Origin of the sequence: Hyphomonas sp. NPDC076881, assembly GCF_050269995.1 — a bacterium.
Taxonomy (GTDB): domain Bacteria; phylum Pseudomonadota; class Alphaproteobacteria; order Caulobacterales; family Hyphomonadaceae; genus Hyphomonas.
In genome coordinates this window covers 167,786-184,483 of record NZ_JBNNJJ010000009.1, presented here as the reverse complement: position 1 = coordinate 184,483, position 16,698 = coordinate 167,786, and the positions used below count along the sequence as shown (strand labels likewise).

General features: G+C 62.3%; 19 protein-coding genes. 13 read left to right on the top strand and 6 right to left on the bottom strand.

Annotation, left to right across the window (positions count from 1 at the left end; translation table 11 throughout):
- Positions 1–105: 105 nt before the first annotated feature.
- Both tsaD and ACQKI2_RS12000 read right to left on the bottom strand, forming a co-directional pair.
- Positions 106–1,194 (bottom strand): tRNA (adenosine(37)-N6)-threonylcarbamoyltransferase complex transferase subunit TsaD, encoded by a 1,089-nt coding sequence (tsaD, locus tag ACQKI2_RS12005; protein WP_427379903.1) that lies wholly within the window; start codon positions 1,192–1,194, stop codon positions 106–108.
- Positions 1,195–1,233: 39 nt separating this feature from the next.
- The gene (locus ACQKI2_RS12000) at positions 1,234–1,944 is read right to left on the bottom strand and encodes a YceI family protein (RefSeq protein WP_427379902.1); all 711 of its coding nucleotides are present in this window, start codon (positions 1,942–1,944) and stop codon (positions 1,234–1,236) included.
- Positions 1,945–2,130: 186 nt separating this feature from the next.
- On the opposite strand from ACQKI2_RS12000, the gene ACQKI2_RS11995 reads away from it, so the two are divergent.
- The 3 genes from ACQKI2_RS11995 to ACQKI2_RS11985 are packed head-to-tail and all read left to right on the top strand — an operon-like array spanning position 2,131 to position 3,490.
- Positions 2,131–2,337: a hypothetical protein gene (locus tag ACQKI2_RS11995; protein ID WP_427379901.1), complete on the top strand. Its 207-nt coding sequence runs from the start codon at positions 2,131–2,133 to the stop codon at positions 2,335–2,337.
- Positions 2,338–2,376: 39 nt separating this feature from the next.
- Entirely contained in the window at positions 2,377–2,922 is a 546-nt protein-coding gene (locus ACQKI2_RS11990; protein ID WP_427379900.1) for an RNA polymerase sigma factor, read from the top strand.
- Entirely contained in the window at positions 2,915–3,490 is a 576-nt protein-coding gene (locus ACQKI2_RS11985; RefSeq protein WP_427379899.1) for a hypothetical protein, read from the top strand. Before ACQKI2_RS11990 ends, ACQKI2_RS11985 begins: the two co-directional genes overlap by 8 nt.
- A gap of 80 nt (positions 3,491–3,570) precedes the next feature.
- Here ACQKI2_RS11985 and ACQKI2_RS11980 read toward each other — a convergent pair whose 3' ends face one another.
- The 3 genes from ACQKI2_RS11980 to ACQKI2_RS11970 form a co-directional block, all read right to left on the bottom strand.
- Positions 3,571–4,650: a hypothetical protein gene (locus tag ACQKI2_RS11980; RefSeq protein WP_427379898.1), complete on the bottom strand. Its 1,080-nt coding sequence runs from the start codon at positions 4,648–4,650 to the stop codon at positions 3,571–3,573.
- A gap of 133 nt (positions 4,651–4,783) precedes the next feature.
- Positions 4,784–6,589, bottom strand: coding sequence for a translation elongation factor 4 (lepA, locus tag ACQKI2_RS11975; RefSeq protein WP_427379922.1), 1,806 nt, complete (start codon positions 6,587–6,589; stop codon positions 4,784–4,786).
- A 57-nt stretch (positions 6,590–6,646) separates the two neighbouring features.
- Complete coding sequence (locus tag ACQKI2_RS11970) at positions 6,647–7,978, bottom strand: Long-chain-fatty-acid--CoA ligase (protein ID WP_427379897.1); 1,332 nt, start codon at positions 7,976–7,978, stop codon at positions 6,647–6,649.
- A 385-nt stretch (positions 7,979–8,363) separates the two neighbouring features.
- On the opposite strand from ACQKI2_RS11970, the gene ACQKI2_RS11965 reads away from it, so the two are divergent.
- The 7 genes from ACQKI2_RS11965 to ruvB all read left to right on the top strand — a co-directional run bounded on the left by ACQKI2_RS11965 (position 8,364) and on the right by ruvB (position 13,889).
- Positions 8,364–8,927, top strand: coding sequence for a protease inhibitor I42 family protein (locus ACQKI2_RS11965; RefSeq protein WP_427379896.1), 564 nt, complete (start codon positions 8,364–8,366; stop codon positions 8,925–8,927).
- A gap of 7 nt (positions 8,928–8,934) precedes the next feature.
- On the top strand, positions 8,935–10,032 hold the full coding sequence (locus tag ACQKI2_RS11960) for a Rieske 2Fe-2S domain-containing protein (protein WP_427379895.1): 1,098 nt from the start codon (positions 8,935–8,937) through the stop codon (positions 10,030–10,032).
- 138 nt (positions 10,033–10,170) lie between these two features.
- Positions 10,171–10,761 (top strand): fasciclin domain-containing protein, encoded by a 591-nt coding sequence (locus tag ACQKI2_RS11955; RefSeq protein WP_427379894.1) that lies wholly within the window; start codon positions 10,171–10,173, stop codon positions 10,759–10,761.
- Between the two features lie 132 nt (positions 10,762–10,893).
- The gene (locus ACQKI2_RS11950; RefSeq protein ID WP_427379893.1) at positions 10,894–11,562 is read left to right on the top strand and encodes a TrmH family RNA methyltransferase; all 669 of its coding nucleotides are present in this window, start codon (positions 10,894–10,896) and stop codon (positions 11,560–11,562) included.
- A 92-nt stretch (positions 11,563–11,654) separates the two neighbouring features.
- A complete protein-coding gene (gene ruvC, locus ACQKI2_RS11945) occupies positions 11,655–12,161 on the top strand; it encodes a crossover junction endodeoxyribonuclease RuvC (protein ID WP_427379892.1) in 507 nt (168 codons plus the stop codon).
- Positions 12,158–12,778, top strand: coding sequence for a Holliday junction branch migration protein RuvA (gene ruvA, locus ACQKI2_RS11940; RefSeq protein ID WP_427379891.1), 621 nt, complete (start codon positions 12,158–12,160; stop codon positions 12,776–12,778). The genes ruvC and ruvA overlap by 4 nt, the downstream gene beginning before the upstream one ends.
- A gap of 76 nt (positions 12,779–12,854) precedes the next feature.
- On the top strand, positions 12,855–13,889 hold the full coding sequence (ruvB, locus tag ACQKI2_RS11935) for a Holliday junction branch migration DNA helicase RuvB (protein ID WP_427379890.1): 1,035 nt from the start codon (positions 12,855–12,857) through the stop codon (positions 13,887–13,889).
- Here the strand turns inward: ruvB and ACQKI2_RS11930 are convergent.
- Positions 13,886–14,263, bottom strand: coding sequence for a DUF983 domain-containing protein (locus ACQKI2_RS11930; protein ID WP_427379889.1), 378 nt, complete (start codon positions 14,261–14,263; stop codon positions 13,886–13,888). The two genes, ruvB and ACQKI2_RS11930, sit on opposite strands and share 4 nt — an antisense overlap.
- An 82-nt stretch (positions 14,264–14,345) precedes the next feature.
- Here ACQKI2_RS11930 and ACQKI2_RS11925 point away from each other — a divergent pair, with 82 nt between their 5' ends.
- From ACQKI2_RS11925 to ACQKI2_RS11915, 3 genes are all read left to right on the top strand, one after another.
- Positions 14,346–15,482 carry a DUF3137 domain-containing protein gene (locus ACQKI2_RS11925; protein WP_427379888.1) on the top strand — a complete coding sequence of 379 codons (1,137 nt, stop codon included), beginning with the start codon at positions 14,346–14,348 and terminating at the stop codon, positions 15,480–15,482.
- Positions 15,479–15,931, top strand: coding sequence for a YbgC/FadM family acyl-CoA thioesterase (locus ACQKI2_RS11920; protein ID WP_427379887.1), 453 nt, complete (start codon positions 15,479–15,481; stop codon positions 15,929–15,931). Before ACQKI2_RS11925 ends, ACQKI2_RS11920 begins: the two co-directional genes overlap by 4 nt.
- A gap of 199 nt (positions 15,932–16,130) precedes the next feature.
- Positions 16,131–16,685, top strand: a complete 555-nt coding sequence (locus ACQKI2_RS11915; RefSeq protein ID WP_427379886.1) for a PadR family transcriptional regulator — start codon at positions 16,131–16,133, stop codon at positions 16,683–16,685.
- Positions 16,686–16,698 lie beyond the last annotated feature (13 nt).

The following is a 16,698-nucleotide window of genomic DNA, read 5'->3' as shown; positions in this document are numbered from 1 at the left end:
CTTGATGCGGGGACTTCCGGGCTTCCTCCCACCCGGATACCGGCCAGACGGGCGCCTCCTGCAGGCGCCCGTAATCATTTGAGGCGGGGGCAAGTCTCTATGCGGTCAGGCCTTGGCGCCGCGCCGGCCCGCGCCGAAGACGGGGTCTGCCTTGGCTGAGGCCTCGTCCAGCGGCCAGCGCGGCCGCGCGCCCGAGGCGAGACCGTCTTGCGTAGACTGACCGGCGGCCAGATGCTCTGCGCCGGCCAGCGCGATCATTGCGGCATTATCCGTGCAATGGCGCAGGGGCGGGGCAATCAAGCGCGCGCCGCCCGCCTCTGCCGCTGCTTCGAGCGCAGCGCGGATGGCCTTGTTGGAGGCGACGCCTCCGGCCACGACGAAGCGTTTTTCGTCCGCGCCCGCATCGAACGCTTCCAGGGCGCGCCGCGCCCGCGCCGACAGGACATCGCAGATGGCGGCCTGAAAGCTGGCGCAGATATCGGCCTTTTCGCTGTCGCTGCGCGCGTTTTCAGCAGCGCGGGTGACGGCGGTTTTGAGGCCTGCAAAGCTCATTTCCAAGCCCGGACGAGTGAGCAGGGGGCGCGGAAAATCATGTGCCTTCGGATTACCCCCCGCCGCCATGCGCTCTACCGCAGGCCCGCCGGGAAAGCCGAGGCCGAGCAGTTTGGCCACCTTGTCAAAGGCTTCGCCGACAGCGTCGTCGATGGTGGAGCCGAGGCGGCGATAGTTCCCCAGGCCGCGCACTTCCAGAAACTGGCAATGCCCGCCGGAGACCAGCAGCAGGAGGTAAGGAAAGGGGCAATCCGTACCCAGACGGGGCGAAAGGGCGTGGCCTTCCAGATGGTTGACCGGGATGAAGGGCTTGCCGGCCGCCTGGGCAATGGCTTTGCCGGTCATCAGGCCGACCAGAACGCCGCCGATGAGGCCGGGGCCGGCGGTGGCGGCGACGCCGTCAAGATCAGCATAGGATAGACCTGCCGCGTTCATGGCGGCTGCGACCGTGAGGTCTGCCAGTTCGGCATGGGCGCGGGCGGCAATCTCCGGCACGACGCCGAGATAGGGCGCATGTTCGGCAAGTTGCGTGCGGATCACGTCTGACAATAGCGTCGCCCGGCCAGCCTCATAGCGTAGCACGGCGGCGGCCGTCTCGTCGCAGCTGGTTTCGATGCCGAGGATCGTCAGGGGCTTGGTCATCGCCCGCATATAGCGGGGCAGGGGGCCGGATTGAAGCGGTTAAGTCGGCGCGGTCTCAGTGGGCGGGCCGGTGAACTCGGCATCGATCCAGAATTTAACCTGATCGCCGACCCCCATGCTGGAGCCTTCGGGCGGCAGGCCATGGGTCATCCCGAAATCCGAGCGGTTGAGGCTGCCGGCGGCGTGGAAGCCCGCACGGGCATTTGGATCATAGGGCGGGTAACCGGGATAGGCGCCGTTGAAGTGAACCTGAAAAGAGACCGGGACGGTTGCGCCCAGGAAGGTCAGACCGCCGGTGACTTCGGCGTCTGCGGGGCCGGTCTGGCGGATTTGCGTGGAGGTGAAGGTGATTTCCGGGAAGGCGGCCGCGTTCAGCCAGTCGGCGCCCAACAGTGTTTCGAGGAAACCTTCGGGCGGGGTGGGGATGGTGAGCGAGGTTGGGTCGACCGTTGCGGTGAGCGTGGCGGCCTCGGGCGCGGCGGGATCGATCGTCAGGGTTGCATCAAAGCGCGTGAACTGGCCCACATAGTTTGAAAAGCCGAGATGATCCACGGCGAAGACGAGGCTCGCATGGTACTTGTCGAGCCGGTAGACGCCGGCGGCGGCGCCATTGGCGAGGGCGGGATCGGGGATGACCGGCGCAATGGCGGCGCCGGCGGGGGACTCCAGGGCTTTGGCCTGGGGCGCGCTGGCGCAGGCCCCGAAGGTGAGGGCGGCAAGCAAGAGAGCGGTAAACGGGCGGGGGCGCATGGGATCGTCCTTTCGCAGTCTGGCCTGCTTTTGTGCCCCTTTCCGCGCGCGGCGGCTAGCCGGGAAATAGAATTTCGCCGGCCTCGCGCACCGGGGAGGAATCGATGAAATTTCAAAGGATGAAACAACGCTGCTTCAGGGCTTTGCAGGCAGGGTTCCCCGCTGAGAGGGCGGGAGGACGCCAAAATGGCACGGAAAAGCAATGTGCTGGAGTTCCGGCGGCCGAAGCAGCGGGCCGTTGCCGTCAGGCGCCGGCACAGCAAATTCCGGCCCAAAGGGCTTTCGTCAAAGGCTTATGGCCCGCAGGCTGTGCCGCCGATGCTGCGTTACTGGATGGCGTTCACGATGCTCGTGCCATTGCTGGCGTGGGTCGGCGCGACCTTTCTCCGATAAGGATTGTAAGAATCCGCTCAGCCGGCAGACTATCCCGTCATGAAGCCGGTGTTCGATCAGGATCAGAAGCCGGTGTTCGATCAGGATCAGCGCTACCTTGACGCGGCAGAGGCCCATGGCGGCGCGCTGCAGCGGCTGGCCCGCGCGATGGAGGCCCATCCGGAGCGCCGCCGGGATCTGTTGCAGGAAATGCATGTCGCCCTCTGGCGCAGCCTGGCGAAATTTGACGGGCGCTGCAGCCTCAAGACATGGGTTTACCGGGTCGCGCATAATGTGGCCGCCACCCATGTGGGCCGCGAGGCGCGGCGCAATCGGGGGCTTGTGGGCGAGGAGGCCATCGGCCCGGTGGTGGCGGCGGATAATCCGGCCTCGGATTATGAGCGGGGGGACGCGCTGGAGCGGCTCAACGCCTGGATACGCGCCCTGAAGCCGGCAGACCGGCAGGTGATGACGCTCTATCTGGAAGAGATGGACGCGCCGGCCATTGCAGAGATTGCCGGCTTTACGCCTGGCGCCGTGACGACCCGTATTTCCCGCCTCAAGGCGCGGCTGGCAGAAGATTTCAGGGAGAAAGCCGATGTCTGATCATGATCCTCTGCGCGATCTCTGGGCCGGTCAGCAGACCGGGGAGTTCTCCATTCCGCTGGAGGAAATCCGGCGCAAGGCGCGCGGATTCCAGAAGACCATCCGCTGGCGGAATATCAGGGAGTATGCCGCTTCCGCTCTGGTCATTGGCGTATTCGGATGGATGGCCGTGATCATTCCCGAGCCAGTCGTGAAGGCAGGATGTATCCTGACGGTTCTGGGCGCTCTCTATGTTTGCTGGAAGCTCCACACCATGGCCCGGGCGGCAGGCGCGGAGGAGATGAACGCGGCCGAGAGCCTCGCTGATTTCCACCGCAAGGAATTGCTGCGCCAGCGCGCGGCGCTCGCCTCGGTCTGGCGCTGGTATCTGTTGCCTTTCGTGCCGGGAATGGCGGTGTTCCTGCTCGGCGTCAGCCTGTCGCCGGACAATCCGGCACCGCTCGCGGCAAAACTGGGCGTGCTGGCGTTCGCCGTCTTTATTGAGGCGGCCGTTTTCGGGGCCATCTGGTGGCTGAACGCGCAGGCGGCTAAAGCGCTGGACAAGGAGATTGCAGCGCTGGATGATTAGTGTCGTGACTGGGAAAGCTATGCATCAGAGTGTGGGCCCTTCGCTGTTTTCCCAACTCCGCAATGATCATCACCTGTCTTCTAATCAGATTGTGGAACACTCGGTAGCGTTAGATAATTAGCATCTCCGCTCACCAGTTTTATGTCGCTAGCCTTCACGTAGTCTCGCATCTTGCTGAAGTCTTCTACTAGTACTACATTGTTGGTATTTCTGCTGTATGCGGACAGATCAACGCCTTCCAGCGTTATTAATCTTGCAGCACTGCTCAAAATACTTGCGAGATTTACATCGCGCGAGGCATTTACTCCGATGAGAATAACGGATCTTTGGCGTGGCTCGAATTCCTCCACCTGAGGCATCTGCTTTGCCTGCCCAAAGCTGACGCTCCGAATTCGTTCGTTTGGGGCAAATCCGAGCTTGTATATAGAAAAGCCGATGTTTCGCGCTCGCGCATGTGCCAGTGCTTCATTTCGCTCCGCAACGGAGGTTGGTTTGGATGATGCTAATCCGATTCCGACTATGTAATCGTTAGTCTTCGCCAGCTGTTCTACCGCGGGCCGGTTTAAGGCCGAACGTATCGCCGTAGGTTGCCTGAAGTGTCTTTTCTCTACCTGTGTTTCGCTACCTAACTTCCAAACATTATCAGCATACAGAACAGCGATAGAAAACTGGGTAGCAGTACCATCCTCATATATTAATGCTCCTGATCTACGATACAAATGCATCTCATCTAAGACTGCGTCAGGCGCTGACCAGAGTTCTACAGAATTCGTCTCTCCGCTTTCTGCTATGTTACTATGAAACCGAAATCCTCTCTGTTGATAACTGTATACAGTCGCTTGCTTGGCGCTCAGCGATGGTACTGGGACAGTGATGGGCGGGGAGTTCTCAATCTGCTTTTTATTCAGAAAAGCTGAATAGTCCGCTCTTACCGTCTCCAAAGCGACTGCCATCAAAGCAACCATTCCAATCAGAACCAATGTAAGCAAGCCAAAAGCAATGTATTGAAAGGTAGTCGGCTTGTAGCCTTCAGTGTTGAAGAGAAGCCCAATTTCCTGCTTCCACGTTGAAGCCATTGCCGCTCCAACTATCAGGACGGCTGAAAAGATCGCCAGTATCACGGCGCGTCCCAGCCTCTTTTGATAGCCGTCCGCATGCATTGCCCCGCGCAAGCCTCCAAATGGCGAGTCATCTACCTGAAGATCGAGGGAAAAACAACTTTAGAATTAAAATCTGCTGGGAGTACATGCATTCCAATTAGGCTCAATACTATAAGTTCAATCGAGCCGGACTCTAATCCCCATCCATCCGCAGCGCAGCCACAAAGGCTTCCTGCGGGATTTCCACCTTGCCGAACTGGCGCATGCGGGCCTTGCCGGCCTTTTGCTTGTCGAGGAGTTTGCGTTTGCGCGTGGCGTCGCCGCCATAGCATTTCGCGGTGACGTCTTTCCTCATGGCACTGATGGTTTCGCGCGCGACGACGCGGCCACCGATAGCGGCTTGGATCGGGATCTTGAACATCTGGCGCGGGATCAGCTCTTTCAGGCGTTCGCACATCTGGCGGCCCCGGCTTTCGGCGCGGTCGCGGTGAACCAGCATGGCGAGCGCATCGACGGGTTCCTCATTGACGAGGATCTGCAGCTTGACGAGGTTTTCGGCGCGGTGGCCGATCAGCGTGTAGTCAAAGCTCGCATAGCCGCGCGAGATGGATTTCAGGCGGTCATAGAAATCGAACACCACCTCGTTGAGGGGCAGTTCATATTTCACGCAGGCCCGTCCGCCTACATACGATAGTTCGGTCTGGATGCCCCGCCGGTCCTGGCAGAGTTTCAGGATCGAGCCGAGATATTCGTCCGGCGTGTAGATGGTGGCGGAAATCCACGGCTCGCGGATTTCGGCGATGCGCACCACGTCCGGCATGTCGGCGGGGTTGTGCAGCTCAATCTCGGTGCCGTCCGTCATCGTCATTTCATAGACGACGCTCGGCGCGGTCGCGATCAGGTCGAGGTCAAACTCGCGGGAGAGGCGTTCCTGAATGATTTCCAGGTGCAAGAGGCCAAGGAAGCCGCAGCGGAAGCCCATGCCGAGCGCGGCAGAGGTTTCCATCTCCCAGGTGAAGGAGGCGTCGTTCAGGCGCAGCTTGCCCATCGCGGCGCGCAGATCGTCAAAATCGCCCGCATCCATCGGGAAGAGGCCGCAGAACACGACCGGTTGCACGTCTTTATAGCCGGGCAGGGCCTTGTCGGTCGGGCGCTTGTCTTCGGTGATCGTGTCACCGATGGAGCAGTCGCCGACTTCCTTGATCGAGGCGACGAAATAGCCGACCTCGCCGGGGCCGAGCGCATCGACTTCGGTGAGCTTCGGATTGAAGGTGCCGACCTTGTCGATCTCGTAGACGCCGCCGGTGCGCATCATGCGGATCGACTGTTTCTTCTTCAGCACGCCGTCATGCACACGCACGATGACGACCACGCCGAGATAGGGGTCGTAATAGGCATCAACGAGCGCCGCCTTGAGTGGCGCGGTCTGTTCGCCGCCGCGCGGCGGGGGCAGGCGGGTGACGATGGCTTCGAGCACATCCGGAATGCCAAGGCCGGTCTTGGCCGAAATCTGCACCGCATCGGAGGCATCAAGACCGATGATTTCTTCGATCTGCTCTTTCACGCGGTCCACATCGGCGGCCGGCAGGTCGATCTTGTTGAGAACGGGGACGATCTCATGGTTCTGGTCGATGGCCTGGTAGACGTTGGCCAGCGTCTGGGCCTCCACGCCCTGGGAGGCATCCACCACCAGCAGGGAGCCTTCGCAGGCGGCGAGGCACCGGGAAACTTCATAGGCAAAGTCGACGTGTCCGGGCGTGTCCATCAGGTTCAGGGTATAGGTCTCGCCATCCTGCGCCGTGTAGGACAGGCGCACCGTCTGGGCCTTGATGGTGATGCCGCGCTCTTTCTCGATATCCATCGAGTCGAGCACCTGTTCGCTCATCTCCCGGTCCGTCAGCCCGCCGCAGGCCTGGATCAGGCGGTCGGCAAGGGTCGACTTCCCATGGTCGATATGGGCGATGATGGAAAAATTACGGATTTTGTCGCGTGGGGTCATGGGCGGCATATAGCGTTGCATTCGCCCGCCTGAAAGCGGTTTCAGGCGGCTCTGTGCCTATCGCCAGCCCAGCAGACCACCATAGGGCGCGGCAAGCTGCTTCGGAAGCCAGCCGACCGCCGAATTTATTCGCACAATCAAGGCCTGGAACCGGGTGGCCAGCCAGTTGCCGCGCGCTGTCTGCAGCCAGTTGAAGGCATAGCTTTGCAGGCAGACCAGGAAGAACAGCGCGAAAGTGTAGATCCAGCTTCCGGTGAGGTTGAGGGTCATCGCCGGGGCGAGATAGAGCAGGGCATTGCCGAAGGAGAAGGTGAAAAGGCTGGTCTTGCCGGCAAAGCCCAGAGACAGGCCGAACTTCACCCGGAACCCGTCATAGAGGATCAGGCCAGTAAACACCGCCAGCAGCGTACCGAAAAGCCCGAAGGCGAAATAAATCGGATGGTTGATATTCCGGTAGGCGAGGCTGCTGAGATCCCGCACGGTGTGGAAGGGGGCGTCGAAATTCCAGAAAGCCAGCAGGACAGCGCCGGAAACCAGCAGCAAGGCTGCCATGCTGATGGCGGCCTGTGCGATCTCCCGGCGGCTGGAGCCGGGGCGGCTGAGGACGATCACAGCGCGGCCAATCATCATGCCCCAGATAACGAATGTCATGCCATGCAGAAAGGACGGCCCGCCCGTCACAACCTCTCCGCCGCCGATCAGGAAGCTCAGCAACGGGCTCAGATAGGCGTGTGCCGGGGATGTTTCCGGCACACGCAGCTGCATGATCAGCGGGTGGAGCAGATGCACGGCCACCGAGACGGCGCCCAGCGCCAGAAAGCCCAGCCTGTCGCGCACGAAGATCAGCGCCGGGGCGAGGGCCAGAGCAAGGGTGTAGAATTTCAGGATGTCGCCATAGGGAGTGCCGCCGAGGAACAGCGCGCAACGCAGCGCGTATCCCGGTGAGCCGAGGCCCGCCGCCAGCATGGCCAGCAGCGTGACCAGATAGAGCAGGTAGCATTGAGCGGCGCGGGTCAGCAGCCGGGCTATGGTCTGCTGTTTCTGTCCGGCTTCGATCCGGGGGCGGTAGACAATCTCCAGGACCGATCCGAACAGGATGATGAAGATCGGTGGGCTCATCTGGAGGAAAAGGCGCAGCCAGATCAGCCCGGCATGGTCGAAGCTGTAATAGAGTTGGGCACCGCCTTCTGCCAGCGCGTGGCTGAACATGGTCGCCAGGATCGCGACAGACCGGCAAATATCCAGGCCGATGATGCGCACCTGAGTGGCGGATGATGAGGGCGCGCCGGTTTCGGCATGTAATTCCCGCGTCAGGGGAAAAGAATCGCGCGTGAATTCAGGCGCCGGGATCGCGTTGTACTTGGTTAATTCCACGCTCTTGCCGTGCATTCTTATTCTCACGCGAGAAAATACTTCTGCGCTATACCATCTTCTTGCGACGATTTCACTAACTATCTGAATTCTTTTGCTTAATGGCGGCGCGGCGAGCGCATTTTTCCGCCGAATGCTTGAAAAAGGGCAGCCGGGCGCTGCGACGCCGGGCCGTCCAATGGGTAACAGCGCCCTGTGCCAGCGCCTTGCGTTAGGGCCAGCGCCTGACCAGATGATCATGTTTCCGGAATGCCGGCTTGCCCTGCTTGTTCTGGCGCTCCTGAAGCGGCTGCCCGCCTGTTCGGGACCGGCGGGATCTAACCGCACGGCGGACGATTATTGCGCAGTTGCTTTCACTTCGCGGCGAACTTAGCGATACTGGGGAGAGCAACAGGAGTTTCTCATGCGATACCCGATTGGAATGATGCTGGCTGGCGCGGTGGCGCTTGGCGTTGCGGCCTGCGCGCCGGCTGAGACCCCGGTGGACACCGGCAGTGTCGAGCCGCCGGCGGTGGATGCGGAAGGCGAAGCGGCCGCAGCCGGGGATGAGATGATGGGCGAGATGCCGGATGAAGACGCTCAGACCGCCGCTGCAGAGACCGCCCAGGCCGAGGCAGAAGCGGGCGTTGTGTATGCCGGTGCAGACAAGAAAGGCTCGGAAGTTTCTGTTCCGGCGGGCCAGACCCTCCGGATCGAACTCGAGACCGTGCCCACCGCAGGTTATGTCTGGCAGATCGCCGAAAAGCCCGACTTTCTGGAACTGACGGGTGAGAATACCCGCGCCACCAATCCGGCGTTGCAAAGCCAGCCCGGGTTCACGGGTGGCAATCATTATATGAGCTTTGACCTCAAGGCCTCCGCGCCCGGCACCGGTGTGGTGAAACTGACGGAAGGCCGCCCCTGGGAGTCTGACGAACCGGCCAGCGATACGTTTGAAGTGACCGTTACGGTCACTGCTGCAGAGTAGGCCGCCCTTGCCAGACACCCAGCACACCCCGCCGAAAACCGGCATCACGGCCGATGGCTTCCTGACTGACAGCTGGTATCTGGCGGCGCCGTCAGCGGAGCTGAAGGCGGGCGCGCAGCAGCGGATCATGATGCTGGGGGAGCCGGTTGTGGTGGGGCGCACGCCGGCAGGGGAGGCGTTTGCGCTGCGCGACATCTGCCCCCACCGGCTGGTGCCGCTGTCAGCGGGCCAGCAGGTGGAGACAGATGGTCAGTGGACGTTGCAATGTCCCTATCATGGCTGGCGCTTTGGCACCGATGGCGGCTGCAAGCTGATGCCGAGCCTCACCGAAGGCAGCCCCTATGATCCTTCAAAGGTGAAGGTGCGCCGCTATCCGGTGCATGAGGCAAACGGCGCGGTTTATATCTATGTGGCGCACGACCCGCGCTCTGCTGCGCCGCCAGTTGTTCCGCCCCCGGATTTCGGGCCACTTCCGGACAAGCCGGGCTTTGTCATCCATGACATCTTCAACGCGCATATGGATGATGCGGTGGTCGGCCTGATGGACCCGGCGCATGTGCCCTTCGTGCATAATCAGTGGTGGTGGCGCCCGCCCTCTGCGGGGCTGAAACTCAAGGAAAAGCCGTTCGTGCCAACCCTGCGCGGCTGGGCGATTGACCGGCACGCGCCGTCCTCCAACTCCAAGCTCTACCGCTGGGTGTTCGGCGGCGATGTGATGACCGAGATCAGCTTCCAGCTGCCGGGCTACCGGTGGGAGATCATCTCCAACAATACCGCGCGCCTTCTGACGCTCACCTGTCTGACGCCGGAAGCGCCCAAACGTACACGGATTACCCAGTTCACCTGGTGGACGGGCGCGCCGTTGCTCAACCTTGCCATCCCGATGGCCAAGCGCATGGGCAAAACCTTCCTGGCGCAGGACGGGCGCATGGTGGACCTGCAAAACCAGGGCATGGCCCATCAGAAGGCGATGCTGTGGATCGACGATATCGATGTGCAGGCCAAATGGTATCAGATGCTCAAACGCGAATGGACCGCCGCCCGCAGCGAAGACCGGGACTTCACCAACCCGATTGAGCCGCGCGTGCTCAGATGGATGAGTTGAGGCAGGCTGCCTTCAGTTTGCCCTGAAAATGCCCCGGAAAAGGAAGAGGTTGGCCTCTGGCCGCAGGGCGGGATCGCCCCATGTAGAGGCCCGCGCCTCTCATTCCCCCCAAGGCGCGCCATCAAAAGGATCTGCCTTATGAAACCGTTTTTCTTTGCTGCCGCTGCGAGCGTGTTTGCCCTCGCGGCCTGTTCGCCCGCCACCGAAGACGGGACCCCGGCGGTTGCGCCGCCACCGGTGGAAGCGCCGGATACACCTGTTGACGCGCCGTTGGCTGACCAGGCCCAGCCGGTCGAGGATCTGACGCTGGTGGATGTGGCTGCCACCAATCCGGACTTCTCGACCCTGCTGGCCGCCATCGATGCGGCTGGTCTCAGCGAAACGCTGGCCGGCCCCGGGCCCTACACGGTATTTGCCCCGACCAATGAAGCCTTCGCCGCGCTGGCGCCGGGCGAACTCGACACGCTGCTGCTGCCGGAAAACAAGGACAAGCTGACCCGGATCGTCGGCTATCACGTCATTCCGGGCAAGGTGCTTGCCGCCGATGTGCCGGCCGAAGACGCGGGCGTGGCGACCGCCAGCATCAACAATCTGGACCTCTCTGTCCGCCGCCTGGCCGATGGCACGGTGATGGTGAACCAGTACACGGTCACCACATCCGACATTCATGCCTCCAACGGGGTCATCCATGTCATCGACGGGGTGCTGATCCCGCGCATGGAAGAATAGGCCAAGACATAGCCTTAAAACAGCGAAAGCCGCGACAGCCGAAGGGCTCGCGCGGCTTTTTATGTAAGCATCTCGTGGTTGCAACGCCGCGCGGTGGCGGGCATCATTGATGCGTGTGCAATTGAGGCTGCAATGAACGATAAAACCAAATCGAAGAGTTCGGTTCGTAGCCGCGCGAATGAAATCAAGCCGTTTCGGTGCAAGAATCTGGTCGCTGTTCTCGAGAACCCCGACAATCCCAAGAATATTGGATCAGTGATCAGAAATGCAAATGCGTTAGGGGTTGAGAAGGTCCTGGTGGTTGATCCGCACAAGGTAATTCCTGAAGATTGGAAAGATTTTCGAGAAGAGAGGGCGCTCTCGAAACTTTCCGCATCCGCAGTGAAATGGACTTTTGTGAAGCGCTTCGACAGCACTGCGGCGTGCTGCGAATATCTTGAGAAGAATAACTTCACATCGGTCGTAACCTCGCCCCATGTGAAAGGCAAAACCAGCATCTTCCTGCATGAAGGCGACTATACCGTTTTTCCCAAACTGGCCGTATGGTTCGGGAATGAAGGAACCGGCATAAGCGACCTTGCCGTTGAACGCAGCGATATGTGCGTCAGCATTCCGATGTTCGGCATGATCGAAAGTCTAAATCTTGGCACGAGCTCGGGTATTGTTCTCTACGAGGTCGCGAAGCAACGCCGAGCTTACCAAAGCAAATACGCGATGCGCAATCGCAGGGGAGAGCGGGCAATGCCGTTGCCGACTGAGCTCCCACCGAAGCCGGCTTTTGCCAAGGCCAGCAAAAGTTAGGCCGCTAACGTAATGCGTGCTTCCCGCTTCGGGCGAACAAAAAGTGAAAATGCAAGCTGCCATTAACCACTCTCCCTGATAGGGTGGCACGCATGAGCACCCCGATTCGCATTCTCGGTATCGACCCTGGCCTTCGCCATACCGGCTGGGGCATCATCGAGCAGGCTGGCGCCCGCCTCGTGCATGTCGCCCATGGCGTCATCGAGGCGCCGACGGACCTGCCAATGGCAGAGCGCCTTGGCCATATCTTCGAGGCGGTGGGGGAGCTTGCCCGCCATCATGAACCCCATGCGGCCGGGGTGGAAGAAACCCTGGTGAACGCCAATCCCCGCTCGGCGCTGAAGCTCGGCCAGGCGCGCGGGGCGGCGATGGCGGCCCTTGCCATGGCGGGGGTGCCGGTGAGCGAATTTGCGCCCCGCCAGATCAAGCTCTCGGTCGTCGGCACCGGCACGGCAGACAAGGATCAGGTGAAATTCATGGTCCAGCGCCTTCTGCCCAGGGCAGGGGAGATGAAGCTGGACGCCGCTGACGCCCTTGCCTGCGCCATCTGCGCGGCGCACCATCTGCCGATGCAGATGATCAAGAAGGGGGCGGCATGATTATCGGACGTCTGAGGGGCGAAGTTGCCGCTGTCGGGCTCGATCATGTGCTGATCGATGTGAACGGCGTGGGCTATGTCGCGCTGGCGGGCACGCGCCTGCTGGCAAAGCTGCAGACCGGCGACAAGATCACCGCCCATATCGAAACGCGCGTCACCGAAAGCTCGATCACCCTCTTTGCCTTTGCCACGGATGAAGAACGCGCCTGGTTCGTGCGCCTGCAGGATGTGCCGGGCGTGGCCGGAAAGTCCGCCCTCGCCATTCTCGATGGCCTCTCCCCGGCAGAGATCATGGATGCCATTGCGCTCGCCGATGCAGGCGCCTTCACCCGCGCCAAGGGTATCGGCAAGAAGCTCGGTGAACGGATCGTGACGGAGCTTGCCGGCAAGGCGCCCCCGCTCGGCCGGTTCGGCAAGTTTGAGGTGGCGGCCGTCGCGGGCCTTGCCTCCGCGCGCCCTGAAGGCGTCACGGGCAGCCGCGCCGAAGCCGTCAGCGCGCTGGTCAATCTTGGCTATACGCAAGGCGAAGCGGCGAAGGCCGTAGCCGCGGCCGCCAAGGACGGGGCCGAGGAAGTCGGCGCCCTCGTGAAAGGCGCGCTGAAGGAGCTGGCGCGGTGAGCGGCGCGAAGCGAGCCTTAAACCCGCTCCTCTCCCGCAAGCGGGAGAGGGGTTCGGCTGCGCCGGGAGGCAAGGCATGATCCGCAAGGACTCTCTCGCCGATCCCAACGCGCAAGGCGGCGACGCGCTCGACCGCGCCCTCCGTCCACAGACGTTTGAGGATTATGTTGGCCAGCGCAAGGCGAAGGCCAATCTCAAAGTCTATGTCGAGGCCGCGCGCGGACGCAAGGAAGCGCTGGACCATGTGTTGCTGTTTGGCCCGCCTGGCCTGGGCAAGACAACGCTGGCGCAGATTTTGGCACGGGAAATGGGCGTCGGCTTCCGCGCCACTTCCGGCCCGGTGATTGCCAAGGCGGGCGATCTTGCCGCCATCCTCACCAATCTTGAGCCAAATGATGTTCTCTTCATCGACGAGATCCACCGCCTGCCGGCCATCGTGGAAGAAATTCTCTATCCGGCGATGGAGGATTACGCCCTCGATATCGTGATCGGGGAGGGGCCCGCGGCGCGCTCCGTGCGGCTGGATCTGGCGCCGTTCACGCTGGTGGGCGCCACCACGCGCGCGGGCCTGCTGGCAACGCCGCTGCGCGACCGGTTCGGCATTCCTGTGCGGCTGGAATTCTATGAGGCCGAGGAACTTGGCCGCATCGTGATGGCGGCGGGCCGCAAGCTCGGTGCTCAGATCACGGAAGATGGCGCGGTCGAAATCGCCACCCGCGCGCGGGGTACGCCGCGCATCGCGCTGCGCCTTCTGCGCCGGGTACGGGACTTTGCCGAGGCCGATGGCGCCGCGATCAACCGCGCCTCTGCCGCCAAGGCGCTCAAGCGTCTGGAGATTGATGAGGACGGGCTCGACGCGCTGGACCGGCGGTATCTGCACGCCCTGGTGAAAACCTATGCCGGCGGCCCGGTTGGCGCCGATACGCTGGCGGCGGCCCTCTCTGAAGCACGCGACGCGGTGGAAGACGTGATCGAGCCTTATCTGATGCAGAAGGGCTATGTGGCGCGCACGCCGCGCGGGCGGGTGGCAGCGCCGCTTGCCTATGAACGCCTGGGCCTCAAGGCCCCGCAGGGCCAGCAGTCTGCCCTGTTCGGGGAAGACGAGGGTTAGTCCTCTTCCTTCTCCTGCGCGCCCATCGCCCATAAGAGGCCGATGATCGCCCCCTTGATCCGGGGAAGGAGCATCAGCACGGCGAAGACCGCAAATGCGCCGAGCGCCGGCAGCTTGATCCAGAGGGGCCAGCTTTCCTGCCGCGCGCTGATGAAGGTGAGGCCTGCCAGGAAGGGCCCGAGGATCAGCACGGTCAGCCATGGCGGGCCATCTTCGGCGCGGATCCGCCCGATCGGCGCGCCGCACACGCTGCACTCGGAAACCTGCTTCAGATAGCGCGCATAAAGCTTCCCCCGCCCACAATTCGGGCAGCGATGGCCCAAGCCCCGCAGCACGGGCAGCAAGGGAGAAGAGGGCGGCGCGGTCTCTGGCATGCCTTCGCTTACACCCTGAAGGCGCCCCCCTGTTATGAGGGATGACGCCGCACACCCTGCCTGCTAGCCTTTTGCCATGGGGATGGGATGGGACGATATCGAGAAGCTGGACGGGTTTGCCGGGCTGCGGGCGCATGCCGAAGCCACTGTATTGCCGATCCTGGAAAGCGCTGATCTGAAGGGGAGCGATGGCGCCCGCCTCAAGGGCCGGATCAGCCGGGCCTTCTTTGGCGGGTTTATCGCCTTCATTGTCTGTTTCTTCCTGGTTGAGGCGCTCACGCCGGGGACATGGTGGGGGGAGGCCCTCACCTTCATCCTGTTCCCGCTACTGTTCTTCGGCTGCATCCTTGGGTCATTGTTCCTGTTCCGGAACAGCCTGATCCGGCTGCTGCTGGACGCCAAGTCTCGCCTGCTTCTCCGGGCAAAAGCCCTGTCGGCATTGGGCACGCCATTGGGGCTCTCCTATGTGGCGGTGCCTGGCGGGATGCCGCTGGCGCTCAAATGGCTGTCTGACCAATCCTGGGCGCCCGGCGAGTTGAAGGAGGCGGCCCAGGCGATGGAGCAGGCAGGCGGCATGGAGGAAGCCGTCGCCGCCGCGCGCGATGCCGGGCTGATGATCGAGTCGAATGTCTATGTTGTCGGATCGGCCGAGCAGAAGGCGCAGTATCAGGAGGCCGCTGCCCGGCAGACCCAGGTGGAGGACGGTTTCCATGGGCGGCGCGGGGGAATTGATTTTGAACTCTTCGAATGGGTTGAGCGCGTGGAGGACGCCCCCTCGATCCATCATCTGGTGATCGTGCTGGAAGCCCCGTTCCTGTTGCACGGCGTCACCCAGCTGCGCGCCCGCAAGACGGGTTGGCCGCAGGGCACTGCCAGCGGGTTTGCGGAGGTCGACCTTGGCCCGCGCGCCTTCGGCGAGCTTTACCGGCTGCGCGCCACCGATCAGGTGGAGGCCCGCGCCATCTTCAATCCAGCCGTGATCGAGCGGGTGATCGCGCTGGCCGAAGGCGGGGCCTTCCGGGCGGTGGGGAAGGGCAACCGGCTGGTTTTCGATTTTCCGGGGGCCGACCGGTTCGCGCTGATTGATCTGGTTACCGGCGCCTGGAGCCTGGAAACGCTGGGCCGTACCGCGGGCGATCTGGCGGCCGCGCTCGCCCTGGTCGACACGCTTGCCCATGCCTTCATGCTGGCGCGAAAGTCTGATACGGGCGGGGGATGACCCTTCCTGTTCTCGATGCCCAGAATTTCGATGCCGCGCGCCAGCACTGGATTGCCGTGCGCGTCTATTATGAAGACACCGATTTCACCGGCATGGTGTATCACGCCAACTACCTGCGCTTCTTCGAGCGGGGCCGGTCAGACCATCTCCGCGATGCAGGCATCTCGCACCAATCCCTGCTGGCGCGGGAGGATCCTGCTGCCTTCACGCTGACCAATGTGAACGTCACTTATCGCAAGCCCGCGAAGGTGGACGATCTCTTGCATATCCGCACGCGCTATCTTGGCATGGATGGGCCCCGCATCCGCTTCTCCCAGACCTGCCTGCGCGGGGATGAGGTGTTGGCGGAGGGGGAGATCACGGCGGTGATGATCCATGCCGATGGGCGCCTGCGCCGCCCGATCCGGGAAATCTCCGAACATCTGGAAGCCTATCGCTGGCACGGTTAGCCCGCCGGGCTGATCCGGCCTGAAGCGGCTTGCCGCATGCCGGCCTGGAAAGGGCTGTGCGAGGTACTTGTATTTCGATATATCGAAATTATCTTCTGTTTCGATATATCGAAAAGGAGTATCAATGAACCAACACCCCAATCAAACCCCTCAGAACAACGCTTCAGGCCGCCCGGGGCGCCGAGGCAAAGGAGACTTCATGCGTACACATCACAGAGGCTGCCGGCACGAGCGCTGGCATATGAAAATGCACCGGATGGGCGGGCATCGCCGGGGGCCGGGTGGCCATCGCAGCGGGCGGCCGTTGGGCCATGGAGATCTGCGTCTCCTGATCCTCAGCCTGATCGCCGAAACGCCTCGCCATGGCTACGACCTCATCCAGGAAATCGAAACCCGCACCGGGGGCGCCTACAAACCCAGCCCCGGCGTCATGTATCCGGCGCTGGAGATCATCCAGGATCTTGGCTGGGCGGAGGCCCGCACGGAGGAGGGCAAGAAAACCTTTCACATTACCGAGGTGGGCACGGCCGAGCTTGAGCGGGAAGCGGTGGTCATCGAGGCGATCCATGCCCGGCTGGCCGATCTTCTGGAGGCGGATGAAGCGGTAGACCCCGCCGACGTCCGCAGCGCCATGCATCGCCTCCGCCATGCCGTGATTTCGGCGGTGCGGGAGCGCAAGGCCGATGAAGCCCGCAAGCGCCGCATTGCCGAGATCCTCACCGCCGCCAGGGATGAAATTGCCGGGCTCGGCTGAGCGGGTCTTGTCT